Source organism: Candidatus Planktophila sp. (genome assembly GCF_040402275.1).
In the GTDB taxonomy this organism is placed as follows: Bacteria; Actinomycetota; Actinomycetes; order Nanopelagicales; family Nanopelagicaceae; genus Planktophila.
In genome coordinates this window covers 1-11,186 of record NZ_JBBAMW010000022.1, presented here as the reverse complement: position 1 = coordinate 11,186, position 11,186 = coordinate 1, and the positions used below count along the sequence as shown (strand labels likewise).

Annotated in this window: 14 protein-coding genes; 8 read left to right on the top strand and 6 right to left on the bottom strand. The window is 45.0% G+C overall.

Annotated elements, in window-relative coordinates; translation table 11 throughout:
- Positions 1 to 107: 107 nt before the first annotated feature.
- The 3 genes from AC9UEY_RS05040 to pcp are packed head-to-tail and all read left to right on the top strand — an operon-like array spanning position 108 to position 2,671.
- Positions 108 to 1,139: a Gfo/Idh/MocA family protein gene (locus tag AC9UEY_RS05040; RefSeq protein ID WP_509538638.1), complete on the top strand. Its 1,032-nt coding sequence runs from the start codon at positions 108 to 110 to the stop codon at positions 1,137 to 1,139.
- Positions 1,136 to 2,080, top strand: coding sequence for a Gfo/Idh/MocA family protein (locus AC9UEY_RS05035; RefSeq protein ID WP_509538635.1), 945 nt, complete (start codon positions 1,136 to 1,138; stop codon positions 2,078 to 2,080). Before AC9UEY_RS05040 ends, AC9UEY_RS05035 begins: the two co-directional genes overlap by 4 nt.
- 9 nt (positions 2,081 to 2,089) lie before the next feature.
- On the top strand, positions 2,090 to 2,671 hold the full coding sequence (gene pcp / locus AC9UEY_RS05030; RefSeq protein ID WP_509538632.1) for a pyroglutamyl-peptidase I: 582 nt from the start codon (positions 2,090 to 2,092) through the stop codon (positions 2,669 to 2,671).
- Here pcp and AC9UEY_RS05025 read toward each other — a convergent pair.
- A complete protein-coding gene (locus AC9UEY_RS05025; RefSeq protein WP_509538629.1) occupies positions 2,652 to 4,046 on the bottom strand; it encodes an aspartate aminotransferase family protein in 1,395 nt (464 codons plus the stop codon). The two genes, pcp and AC9UEY_RS05025, sit on opposite strands and share 20 nt — an antisense overlap.
- 139 nt (positions 4,047 to 4,185) lie before the next feature.
- On the opposite strand from AC9UEY_RS05025, the gene AC9UEY_RS05020 reads away from it, so the two are divergent.
- The gene (locus AC9UEY_RS05020; protein ID WP_509538626.1) at positions 4,186 to 4,464 is read left to right on the top strand and encodes a hypothetical protein; all 279 of its coding nucleotides are present in this window, start codon (positions 4,186 to 4,188) and stop codon (positions 4,462 to 4,464) included.
- Complete coding sequence (locus tag AC9UEY_RS05015) at positions 4,465 to 4,773, top strand: D-alanyl-D-alanine carboxypeptidase family protein (RefSeq protein ID WP_509538644.1); 309 nt, start codon at positions 4,465 to 4,467, stop codon at positions 4,771 to 4,773.
- On the opposite strand, the gene AC9UEY_RS05010 is transcribed toward AC9UEY_RS05015, so the two are convergent.
- Genes AC9UEY_RS05010 through AC9UEY_RS05000 form a run of 3 tightly spaced genes read right to left on the bottom strand, consistent with a single transcriptional unit; the run spans position 4,770 to position 7,314 of the window.
- Positions 4,770 to 5,537 (bottom strand): ABC transporter permease, encoded by a 768-nt coding sequence (locus tag AC9UEY_RS05010; protein ID WP_509538641.1) that lies wholly within the window; start codon positions 5,535 to 5,537, stop codon positions 4,770 to 4,772. The two genes, AC9UEY_RS05015 and AC9UEY_RS05010, sit on opposite strands and share 4 nt — an antisense overlap.
- Positions 5,538 to 5,578: 41 nt before the next feature.
- Positions 5,579 to 6,391: an ABC transporter permease gene (locus AC9UEY_RS05005; protein ID WP_509538623.1), complete on the bottom strand. Its 813-nt coding sequence runs from the start codon at positions 6,389 to 6,391 to the stop codon at positions 5,579 to 5,581.
- The gene (locus AC9UEY_RS05000; protein ID WP_509538620.1) at positions 6,388 to 7,314 is read right to left on the bottom strand and encodes an ABC transporter ATP-binding protein; all 927 of its coding nucleotides are present in this window, start codon (positions 7,312 to 7,314) and stop codon (positions 6,388 to 6,390) included. Before AC9UEY_RS05000 ends, AC9UEY_RS05005 begins: the two co-directional genes overlap by 4 nt.
- 168 nt (positions 7,315 to 7,482) lie before the next feature.
- Here AC9UEY_RS05000 and AC9UEY_RS04995 point away from each other — a divergent pair, with 168 nt between their 5' ends.
- From AC9UEY_RS04995 to AC9UEY_RS04985, 3 genes are read left to right on the top strand one after another with little or no spacing between them, the layout of a single operon-like run.
- The gene (locus AC9UEY_RS04995; RefSeq protein ID WP_509538617.1) at positions 7,483 to 8,901 is read left to right on the top strand and encodes a glycosyltransferase; all 1,419 of its coding nucleotides are present in this window, start codon (positions 7,483 to 7,485) and stop codon (positions 8,899 to 8,901) included.
- Complete coding sequence (locus AC9UEY_RS04990) at positions 8,898 to 9,218, top strand: PGPGW domain-containing protein (protein ID WP_509538615.1); 321 nt, start codon at positions 8,898 to 8,900, stop codon at positions 9,216 to 9,218. Before AC9UEY_RS04995 ends, AC9UEY_RS04990 begins: the two co-directional genes overlap by 4 nt.
- Before the next feature lie 21 nt (positions 9,219 to 9,239).
- Positions 9,240 to 9,806: a nitroreductase family protein gene (locus AC9UEY_RS04985; protein ID WP_509538612.1), complete on the top strand. Its 567-nt coding sequence runs from the start codon at positions 9,240 to 9,242 to the stop codon at positions 9,804 to 9,806.
- Here the strand turns inward: AC9UEY_RS04985 and AC9UEY_RS04980 are convergent.
- Both AC9UEY_RS04980 and AC9UEY_RS04975 read right to left on the bottom strand, forming a co-directional pair.
- The gene (locus tag AC9UEY_RS04980; protein ID WP_509538609.1) at positions 9,803 to 10,597 is read right to left on the bottom strand and encodes a tryptophan 2,3-dioxygenase; all 795 of its coding nucleotides are present in this window, start codon (positions 10,595 to 10,597) and stop codon (positions 9,803 to 9,805) included. The genes AC9UEY_RS04985 and AC9UEY_RS04980 overlap by 4 nt on opposite strands.
- A partial coding sequence (locus AC9UEY_RS04975; protein ID WP_509538607.1) for a kynureninase/PvdN C-terminal domain-containing protein occupies positions 10,594 to 11,186 on the bottom strand: 593 nt, incomplete at its 5' end. The genes AC9UEY_RS04975 and AC9UEY_RS04980, both read right to left, overlap by 4 nt.

The window sequence follows — 11,186 nt, the reverse complement described above, 5'->3', positions numbered from 1 at the left end:
TGACTACGGATCAGAAGGTTAGGGGTTCGAATCCCTTCGCGCGCACAAGTTAAGCTCTCGGTGCCTTTCACACCGAGGGCTTTTCTTCGATTAAAAAGGGGTTGTACGTGTCAGAGCAGGAAAATATTATTCGTGTCGGGTTGCTTGCCTACGGTGCAATCGGTGATCAGCACAACAGCGCGGTCGGTGCTACCGAAGGACTTCGCCTCACAGCGGCATCTGACACAAATCCAGATCGCTTAACTGCAGCCAAGGCATTAGCGCCAGATATCACAACCTTTACTGACTCCACAGCGATGCTTGATTCTGGGCTAATTGATTGTGTTGTTATTTCAACACCTCCAAATAGCCATTACTCATGGGCGAAAGAGTCCCTTAATCGTGGACTACATGTAATTCTTGAAAAGCCAATGGCACTTACAGTGCAAGAGTGCGATGAACTAATCGCCATGGCTGCTGCAAAAGATTTGTTATTAGTTGTTTATCAAAACCGCCGCTTTGATGATGACTTTGTAACCATGAAGAAGTTAATTGATGATGGCGCAATCGGTGAAGTGTTCTCCTATGAAAGCTTTGTTGGTGGTTACTCGGAGCCTTGTTCATTCTGGCATTCAATGGTTGATGTTTCAGGTGGAGCAATATTTGACTGGGGTAGTCACTTCATCGATCAGATCTTGGCGATCATGCCAGGTGAGGTCGCATCGGTTACCGGCATTAACCAGAAGCGAGTGTGGAACCATGTGACAAATGCTGACCATGCCGATGTAGCAATTACATTCACTGATGGAGCTCGCGCACTATTTACCAATAGTGATTTGGCAGCAGCCCGCAAACCTAAGTTTTATGTACTTGGTACAAAGGGTGCCATTGTCGGCAACTGGGATCCTGCAGCGGGTGCAATGCCAGCTGATCTACCTGCAATTCTTACGATTCACCGCGCAGATGGCTCATCGCAAGTAATTGCAAATGATTCTGTTACTCCTTACTCATTCCATCAATCAGTCGTTGCATATCTAAATAACAAGGTTCCAATGAATGTAACTACGAATCAATCTCGCGATGTAGTTGCAATTATGCAGGCAGCTGAAGAATCAGCTCTTGCCAACGGCCACCCTGTAAAGCCAGTGCTACTGCGGTGAAAAATACTCGCTGGGGCTTAATTGGTGCGGGTTGGATAGCAACCACAGCTATTGCACCAGCCATGCATACGGCAGAAAATACTGTAATTCAAGGTGTTGCAAGCAGAGATAAAGAACGCTCGAAGGCACTTAACCCAATCACGGTTCATGAAACCTACGATGCTTTATTAAATGATCCATTAGTTGATGCTGTCTACATCTCACTTCCTAACCATTTGCATTGTGAATGGACTATCAAGGCGTTAAAAGCTGGGAAGCATGTGCTGTGCGAAAAACCAATTGCGATGAATACGGCAGAGGTTGAATTAATGATTCAAACTGCACAAGAGTGTGATCGCTTATTAGTTGAAGCGGTTTGGTCTAGATGGCATCCCCGAATGATCCGGATGCTTGAACTTGTTAAAAGTCGAGAAATAGGTCAGATAACTTCAATCGATGCGTCATTTACATTTCCAGCCTCAATTGAAGGTAACTATCGCCAAACGCCTGAAATGGGTGGTGGAGCACTATTTGATATCGGTGTTTATCCATTACATGCAATCGCAGCAATAGTTGGCGACAACGCACAAATCGAAATAGAAAAATGTGATGCAAGCGCAGGGCCAACAGGGATTGATTTAACTACCACATGGGATATGCGCATTAATAATTCAATTATGGCCAGTGGCTTAGCTTCATTTGAAATGCCAGAGAATCAATCCTTAATTGTTACTGGCGAGAAGAAAACAATTGCATTTATTGGAGATCAAGCATTTACATCGTGGAATTCACCAAGCACCTTGCAAATAGGTGATTTACATGAAGAGTTTAAAGCCGTAAATCCCTACATGTTGATGGTTGAAAACTTCGGCAAGAAAATCCAAGGACAGGACAGTTGGGTGCTTCCGCTTGAAACATCGCTGTGGGTTCAAAAAGCGGTCGATCAACTTCGTACTGTGTAAAGTTTAGGTATGACCAAAGTACTACTGACAGGTTTTGAACCTTTCGGAACAGCGACATCGAATCCGTCAGGTGAGATTGTCAAGCAGATTAGCGGCGACAATATTGTTACTGCTATTTTGCCTGTGGCATATGCAGGATCTGCAGAACGCTTATTGGCATTGATCGCAGAACACAATCCAGATGTTGTTATTTGTTTAGGACAGGCAGAAGGTCGCACACAGATTACCCCGGAAAAAGTCGCGATCAATTTAGATGATGCACACTTATCAGATAATGCTGGTGTGCAACGAGGCGATGTGAAGATTCTTGATGATGGTCCAGATGCATACTTCACGACACTTCCCATTAAAGAAATGGTTGATGCTGCCAAAGCAGCTGGGGTTGCAGCAGTAGTTTCCTTAAGTGCTGGGGCATTTTTGTGTAACCATGTTTTCTATGTTGCCCAGAATAAGTTTGCAGGCACAAAGATTCGAAGTGGCTTTGTGCATGTTCCATTAATGGATTCGCAGGCCCCTGAGTTTCCAGGCTTGCCTACGATGCCGTTAGATCAGATGGTTAAAGCCGTACGAGCTATGCTCGAAGTGCTTTAGCAAACTCGCGGAAATCTTCAACAAGTAGATCAATCTCTTTTTGGCCGTGTGCCAAAGAGATTAACCACTGCTCATCTAGTCCTGGAGGAGTGATGATTCCGCGGTTGAGTGCAAATAACCAGTGTGCTTCAGCGATACCAAAGTCTGTTGCTTTGTAGTCGCGGTAGTTGCGAACAGGTGTTGTGGACCATGTAACACAGCCCTTTACGCCAAATCCAACTGTATGTGCAGGCAACTGGTACTCATCAATGATTTCACTGATGCGATCTAATGCTTGCTGATTAAGCGCTTCTGCATCAGCCAGGGCTTGATCAGAACAAAGGCGATCAATTGCGCGAACACCTGCCATTGCAAGGGGATTACCGTTGAATGTGCCGAAGTGCGCCATCTTGCCGTTTGTTACAAAATCCATGTACTTCTTTTTTCCACCAAATGCAGCTAGCGGAACTCCGCCACCAATTGATTTAGCAAGAGTAATTAGATCTGGTTCAACACCTAAACGAACAGATGCACCGTGTGCACCAGCTGTGAGGCCTGTCTTTACTTCATCAAAGATAAGAATGACGTTGTACTCATCGCAGAGTTCGCGAACACGCTCTAGGTAGCCCTCATCCGGCAGGATGATTGCAAGGTTTTCTAGAACTGGCTCAACGATGAAACAAGCAATCTTTGAAGCATTCTTTTCAAACATTGCTTCAAGTGCAGGGGCATTGTTGTAAGGAACAATGTAAATATCGCCTGGAACTAAGTTGGAATCCATCACCGCAGTTGGCTCTTCAGGATCGCCAGCCTTGTCTAGAGGTGGTTTGGCTGAAACAACAAAAGGATCATAGCTACCGTGGTAACCACCCTCGACCTTAAGAATTCCCATTTTACCTGACGCAGAGCGTGCAACACGGACTGCATACATTGTTGATTCAGTTCCGCTGTTAGTAAAGCGAACTTGGTCAATTTCAAATCGCTTGCAGATCATTTCCGCAGCATCTGTTGAAGTTGGTGACGGTGTAACAAAAAGCATTCCTGTTGTTAATGAGCTTTGAATTTCTTCAATAACAGTTGGGTTTAAGTGACCTGCAAACATCGCACCAAAGCCCATAGATAGATCTAGGAGCTGTCGACCATCAACATCGGTCATGTATGCGCCCTTGGCTGAGACGATAGAGATTGGGTATGGATCCCAGTGCTGGAAGCTGGAGGTAACGCCTAAGGGCATGGATTTAAAGGAACGGCAGCTCTCCTCGGCGCTCTTGCCAGTGTTTTTAGTGAAAAGTTCCCATTCTTGCTTGAGAATAACTTCAACCCGTTTCGGGTCTACTGGAACTGATGCTGTAGGGACAAATCTATATGTTTGCTTGTGGTTACTTTGTGTCAGCATTTGTAAAACTTGTACGGCAAAGGTTTCAGCGTTTGAAACTCGTTTGAGAAGTACTCTCCCGGTTCGTTTTAGTTAATTTCTTAATTAGGTGTAATTCTCTCACTCTTTAATTAAAAAGCAACCCCGTTAGACTCACGGCATGCGTAAAGTCCGGGCGTTTTTGGCCTTTTTATTGGCTTTTTTGTCAATAAATGGGATTTCTCAGGCATCCGACACTATTCCCTTAAGTTGTGCAAATAAGACAAATTATGCAATTCGTGTATCTAATGTGATAAAAGGCTGTGAAAAAACTGAACTTTCATTAGGCGCAGGTGCAATATCACGTTCATTAATCCGCCCAGACAAACTAGATAAACAACTTATGAATCGATTTAAGGCGGCGCAAGCTGCAGCAAAGATAGATGGACAAGCTCTCTAAATTGCATCAGGTTTTAGATCTCTTGGTCGTCAAAATACATTGTTCGCTCAAGCGATTAAAAAGTATGGAAGCGCACAAGAGGCAAGTAAGTTGGTTGCACCGCCGCTTTTTTCACATCATCCATGGGGAGTTGCAATAGATGTTAACTATCCAGATGAACCAGTTGGTGCTGGCTGGTTAGAAGTAAATGGATCAAAGTTTGGTTTATGTCGTGTCTTTGAAAACGAATGGTGGCATTTTGAACCAGTGATCGCACCTGGTTGGAAATGTCCTGCATTAGTTGCTGATGCAACCTTTAGTGTTGATTAACGAAGAAAGAGTGCACGTAATCTGCGTGATGTAACAAAGAGTCCAGCAGCAATCATCACTAGGAAGTAAGCGATGTGGACTAGAACGCCTGAAGTGAGATTGCCAAACCAGAATGCTCGAACCAATTCAATGCCATGCCACAGCGGCAAAGCCATGATGATCTTTTCTACCCAATCTGGATAGACAGCGATTGGATATAGGGAGCCAGAGAACAGAGTCATCGGCAACAAGATGATGTTAATGAAGCCCATCTGCTGGTAGGTCTTGAAGTACGAGGTCACAGCCATTCCAAATGAGGCAAAGCCAAATGCCACTAGTGATGCGGCAGGGATTGCCAGCAGCGCCCAGAAGCTAGGAGTGAGCCCTAGTGCAGTGACGACAGTTAGGAAGCCAAGTGAGTAGACCAGGCCGCGAATAAGAGCCCAACTGATCTCACCGAGTGCAATGTCTAGCGGCCCAAGAGGCGTGGAAAGCATTGTCTTATATAACTTGGATTCATTGAGCTTCCAGAAGACATTCCACGTTGAATCATAAATTGCACCATTCATCGCACTATTTGCGAGTAAACCTGGTGCAATAAATAAGGTGTAATCAATTGTTGTGTCGCCAGTGGTGACGTCTCCAACAAGATTCCCCATGCCGTAACCAAAAGCTAATAAGAAAAGAACTGGCTCAACAAAACCTGTCACAACAGGGATCCAGTTAGTAGATCTAAATGCGAGCCAACCTCGCTCAAGCAACACATAAGGTCGGCCGGCATACATCGCCGTAGATTTACTTCTTTCTGCAATTTCAACGGCAGCACTCACTTTGCCAACCTCCGTTCAAATTGGCGCATTGCAAGGGTAATACCGATCGCTACTAAGGTAGACAAAAAGATTAAGTGAACTGCAATCATTAGATTGCTAACTCCGTAATCAAATGCGGCTTCACGCCCAAGTTCTGTGGCATGCCACAAAGGAGAAATCCATCCAATTGGTTGTAAGTAGATTGGCATAGAGGACAAAGGAAAGAATGTTCCAGAAAATAAAAACATTGGCATGATTACTAGGCGTCCAAGAATATTGAAGAACTGATCATCCTTTTCTATTTTCGCTGCAGCAAATAAAATAATGGCACCAAACGCGCCGCCACCAAGAACTGCAATGGGGATGAGCAAAATACTTGGGCCAAACTCCACAACGTTAAAAGCAATAAGCAGTACGTAATAAATAGAAACACTAAAGATTGCCCGGCATAACGCTGAAAGATAAACACCTAGAGCAATTTGACGCCCAGTAATTGGCGTTGCATTTTGGGCGAAGAACAGTTTGCGCCATTTAAAGCCTTCAATAGTTGGAAATATGGTTTCATCCATTACCCCTGCAATTGCTGAGTTAGCCAAGAGAGCAGGTGCGATAAAAGCAATGTATTTAATGCCATTTGTACCACTCGTTCCAGAGCCTTGTTCAACGAGAACACCGATGCCTACACCCACGGCGATCAAGTAAAACAAGGGATTTCCGATGTCTACGGCAGCGATAATCGCCTTCCACTTAGATATAGATTTCAAACGCGCAGAGGCTATATACAGCGCACCGAAGCGTTGAATCTGAGGAACATCAATGCCTGTGTTCATTCAATCAAAGTTCTTCCAGTTAGACGCAAGAAGACATCTTCCAAAGAAGAGCGTCGAACCAATGATGTAGTTGGATGCATCTTGGCCGCAGCAATTTGTTCTAGAAGCTTTTCGCCATCTTCGGTATACATCAAGAGACGGTCAGGCAAAGTTTCCATACGCTCACACATCTGTGATAACTGTGGGGCAACCTCTTTATTGCGGTCACTACCAAAGCGAACTTCAAGAACTTCTTTGCTTGAATATTGCTTAATCAAACCTTGAGGTGAGCCTTCGGCCATGATTGCACCTTTGTCCATTACGACAAGGCGATCACATAATTGTTCTGCTTCATCCATGAAGTGAGTTGTGAGAACAAGAGTTACACCTTGCTCTTTCAAACGGAATAAGCGATCCCACAATATATGTCGAGCTTGTGGATCAAGGCCTGTAGTTGGCTCATCCAATAACAAAATATCTGGTTCGCTTACAAGACCACGTGCAATTGTTAAACGGCGCTTCATTCCACCGCTAAGTGCTTGAACCTTTACATCCCGCTTTTCTTCAAGCTGTGCGAACTCTAGAAGTTCTTCGATCTTTGTCTTAATAAACTTCTTAGGAAGGCCAAAGTAACGACCGTAGATAAAGAGATTCTCGGTAACTGTTAATTCTCCATCTAAATTATCTTCCTGCGGGACGATACCTAGATGTGCTCGGACAAGTGGGCCAAACTTTTCAGGATCTTTATCCAAGATTTCAACAGTGCCCGATGTGCGAGTAGATGTTGCGGCCAAGATGCGCATAATGGTTGATTTACCGGCACCGTTTGGGCCCAGCAATCCGAAGGACTCACCCTTAGCAACATCAAAATCAACGCCGTCTACAGCGGTGAGATCCCCGAAAACCTTGGTCAACCCACGTACAGATATGAGTGGTTTAGACATTCTTCTATTCTACCTGAGTATTGTTTGCCTACGTGCTATTCATAAATGAACCATCCCATGACCTCACCTATAACGATGTCTTCATAATGCCAAGCAGATCTGATCTTTCATCAATAGATGCAACCAGAACGACAATCCCTTTACATTTATCGTGGAGTAATTAACTACATGAGCCAGAAGCCAACCATCATCCTTGCTACAAGCAATGGAGTCGGAATGGGTCACCTTGCACGTGCAAGTGCGGTTGCTCTTGCACTAAAAGATGTTGCTAACCCAATTATTGTGTCGATGGCTGGCGGCATCGCAGAGGTTCCTGCATTTATGGGGATTCGATGTGAATACATTCCCGGCCGAGATCGAATGTGGATGAGCCGTGAAAAATGGGATGTGTATTTACGGGATCGCTTGTTAGCACTAGTTGAAGAAACCGGTGCAAAAGTTTTGTCATTTGATGGCGTTGTTCCTTATCCAGGGGTTATTGCTGCAAAGAATGCCAACCCACACTTGAAGTTGGTGTGGGTGCGTCGTGGATTGTGGCAAAAAAAGCCTCAGCGTTTCATTCTAGGGTTGCAATCAAAGATGATGGACACAGTCATCGAGCCAGGTGATATTGCGCGGGCATATGATTTTGGTCCAACTGCAAACCGTAAAGACTCTGTTTTAACTTCTCCCGTTTCACTCTTTCGCAAAGAAGATGCGTTGTCACGCGATGATGCGCGCCGCGCACTTGGTTTAGACCTCAATCGCCCAACCGCACTTGTGCAGTTGGGTACAGGCGACAGCGATGTGAATGAAAAGGTAACTGCGGCATTATCAGGATTACTTGGTTGGAAAGATCTGCAGGTTATCTTGACTAAGGCACCAGTTGATAAAGATGGCAATTCACTTGCGCCCGAAGGTCTTGACCTAAAGGTTGTTCGTTACTTCCCACTTGCCAGGGTATTACACGCCTTTGATGCTGGTATATGTGCAACTGGATATAACGGTGTGCATGAACTATTGCCAGCACAAGTTCCTACAGTTTTCGTTTCAAATATCCGTGGAACTGATGACCAAGAGGCACGAGCACAGTGGTGCAATGACTTTGGATATGCCTTGCGCGCAGACCAAGCAGATTTAGTTGACATCACTGAAAAGGTAAAGATGTTGCAAGATCCTGCTGTGCGTAAGCGTTTGTCGGACAAGTGCGCAGAGCTACCCAACACAACTGGTGGCCAGGAGATTGCAGCGATGTTGTATGAACTAGCGATTGAACTAAAACCAGTTCGCGCAAAGACACTTACCTTTGCTCGCCTGATGGCTCAGGATCACATCAACCGTGGGTTACGCCATGTTGCAAACCTAGGTTTGCGCCGAGTTGCATTGGTCTATCGCTTCTTAAATCCACACATTTCTGTACAGGAAATTGATCAAGCACCGCCCGTGTTTGGTAGCCACACCACTGCTGCAGAACTACACCCATTGATTAAGTCTGCTACTAGATACGAGCATATAATTGAAGGCGCTTCAGCAAATTACAGAAAGCGCCGAGAAGAGATAGCATTTGCAGCCTATGGAAAAGAAATGATTGTGACAAAAACAAAATGAATCTTCGCTCTTGGATTAAAAAGACCCAGGCAGGTCGCATAGTGTGGCGCGTGATTATTGGTGTTATCGGTGGCGGAATCACTGCTGCAGGCTCTGTTGCATTAATTGGCCCAGGTCCAGGAATTCTTATTCTTTTGGCAGGGCTAGGTATTTTGGCAACTGAGTTTGCATGGGCAGGACGAGTCATGATGAAAACTAAGGAAATAGCAGCAAAGGCAGCAGAACGAACTGGCATGAAGCCTTGGGTAAAATACTTTTTGGTTGCAGGTGGCGCAGTATTTTCAATTGTTGCAATTCTCATTTATCACTATCGCTAATTGTAAGATAGGCTCGCGGCCATGACTAGAGCCGATACTTCAGTAGAAATTCACGATCTCATTGCAGAGCGTCGTAGCCCACGTTCACTTGATGCAACCGCAACTATTGAAAACCAAGATTTATTAGCATTGCTTGAAGCTGCACGCTGGGCGCCATCGGCCAATAATCTCCAACCATGGCGTTTGATAGCAGGTAAAAGAGATGATTCAAACTTCACAGCACTGCTTGAATGTCTTGTGCCCTTTAACCAAAGCTGGTCAAAGCGAGCAGCAGCATTTGTGGCAATTGCTGGAACTCCGACGCAAGCAGATGGAACTGCAATACCAACATTTATGTATGACTGCGGATTAGCTGCAGCACAATTAACTATTGAGGCTCACCATCGTGGTTATGTTATTCACCAGATGGCTGGCTTTGATCATGAGAAAGCTGCTGCGTTATTTGATGGGGCAGTTCCAATTGTGATTATGGCTGTTGGCAAGCAAGCACCAGCAGATCAACTAGAAGGTCCTGCCTATGATCGCGAAGTTGCACCGCGATCACGCAAAGATCTTTCAGAGATCGTTATTGCAGGTCTGCCAAACTAAAAACTGGAGCGGATCTCCCATAGATCTGGAAAAGTTGGATTAAACAAGGTGCTACTTAAGTAGGCAACACCGCTGGATCCACCAGTTCCTATTTTGTGGCCAATAGTTCTTTCCACCATTTTCACGTGGCGATAGCGCCATTCCTGCATACCTTCATCGATATCTACTAAGCGCTCACACACCATTGCAGATTCTGGATCCTTGCGGTGCACCTCTAGTAATACTTCTTGCACAGCAGTGTTTGCAACATATGCAGTTGATTTATCGCGATTGAGAACATCTGTAGGAACTGCATGGCCACGCTTTGAGATATAGACAAGAGCCGAATCCCACACACTGTTGCGCACGGTGATTTCCTTAATCTGCTCTTGAATATCTAACGGTAGGTGTCCTGCCATCTTGCTATCGCGGCGACCCAATAATGCTTCAACCATTCTGAACTGAGCAGACTGGAAACCACTTGAAGATGAGAGATATGAACGGAAGGCATTGAACTGCAGTGGTGTCATTGTTTCTAAGATGTCGATTTGTGTGACACAGACTTTAAGAATTGTTCTGATACGTCCCAAGATAGCTAGTGAGTAATGCGAATCGCCTGACTCCATTGCAACTTGTGCTTGCTTGAATTCATGAATTAATTGTTTGAACCACAGTTCATAAGTCTGATGAATGATAATGAAAAGCATTTCATCATGTTCTGGACCAGTAGACAATGGGCGTTGCAGTTTAAGAAGTTCATCTACAGCTAAATATGATGTGTATGTCAGTGCTGAATCAAAGTTTTCGCTCATGTGACGCGAGACCCGCCTTCTTTAACCTCTTTATAGCGGCCAGATGCCACTAAATCCCGCATACGTTCTAACCCATCCCAGATTTCAACATATGAAGTTGGCAGGGGAGAAATTGCTAAGCGAATTGAATTAGGTGTTCTGTAATCAGGAATTACATTTGAAATCGTGCGTAGGGCAACACATATTTGTGCAGCATCCGGATGAACAAGAGAGATGTGTCCACCGCGCTCTTTTGCATCACGGGAGGTGTTTAATTCGATCCCAAGTGGTGCTAACCAAGCGTCATATAGCTCGATCATCATCTGAGTTCCAACTGCAGCCTTATGGGCTATTGCATCGATGCCAGCTTCTTTAATCATTGAAAATGCTGTCTGCACGCAACGGATGCCCATCAACGATGGACTAGCAATCTGAAATCCTCGAATTGTTTGTGAACGCTCAAAGACTGGGCCCATTTCAAATTGTGCATCTTGGGCAAACCAACCTTGGATTGGAACTTGTAGTTCACTTTGCACGCGCTTTGAAACATAGAGCCAGGCAGGTGAACCGGGACCTGAGTTTCCGTATTTGTATGTGCAACCAACGCACA

What these genes read in the sequence shown, in the direction of transcription:
- pcp (WP_509538632.1), top strand. Translation starts at nt 2,090, where the DNA reads ATGACCAAAGTACTACTGACAGGTTTTGAACCTTTCGGAACAGCGACA.
- AC9UEY_RS05025 (WP_509538629.1), bottom strand. Translation starts at nt 4,046, where the DNA reads ATGCTGACACAAAGTAACCACAAGCAAACATATAGATTTGTCCCTACA.
- AC9UEY_RS05020 (WP_509538626.1), top strand. Translation starts at nt 4,186, where the DNA reads ATGCGTAAAGTCCGGGCGTTTTTGGCCTTTTTATTGGCTTTTTTGTCA.
- AC9UEY_RS05010 (WP_509538641.1), bottom strand. Translation starts at nt 5,537, where the DNA reads ATGTATGCCGGCCGACCTTATGTGTTGCTTGAGCGAGGTTGGCTCGCA.
- AC9UEY_RS05005 (WP_509538623.1), bottom strand. Translation starts at nt 6,391, where the DNA reads ATGAACACAGGCATTGATGTTCCTCAGATTCAACGCTTCGGTGCGCTG.
- AC9UEY_RS05000 (WP_509538620.1), bottom strand. Translation starts at nt 7,314, where the DNA reads ATGTCTAAACCACTCATATCTGTACGTGGGTTGACCAAGGTTTTCGGG.
- AC9UEY_RS04995 (WP_509538617.1), top strand. Translation starts at nt 7,483, where the DNA reads ATGAGCCAGAAGCCAACCATCATCCTTGCTACAAGCAATGGAGTCGGA.
- AC9UEY_RS04990 (WP_509538615.1), top strand. Translation starts at nt 8,898, where the DNA reads ATGAATCTTCGCTCTTGGATTAAAAAGACCCAGGCAGGTCGCATAGTG.
- AC9UEY_RS04985 (WP_509538612.1), top strand. Translation starts at nt 9,240, where the DNA reads ATGACTAGAGCCGATACTTCAGTAGAAATTCACGATCTCATTGCAGAG.
- AC9UEY_RS04980 (WP_509538609.1), bottom strand. Translation starts at nt 10,597, where the DNA reads ATGAGCGAAAACTTTGATTCAGCACTGACATACACATCATATTTAGCT.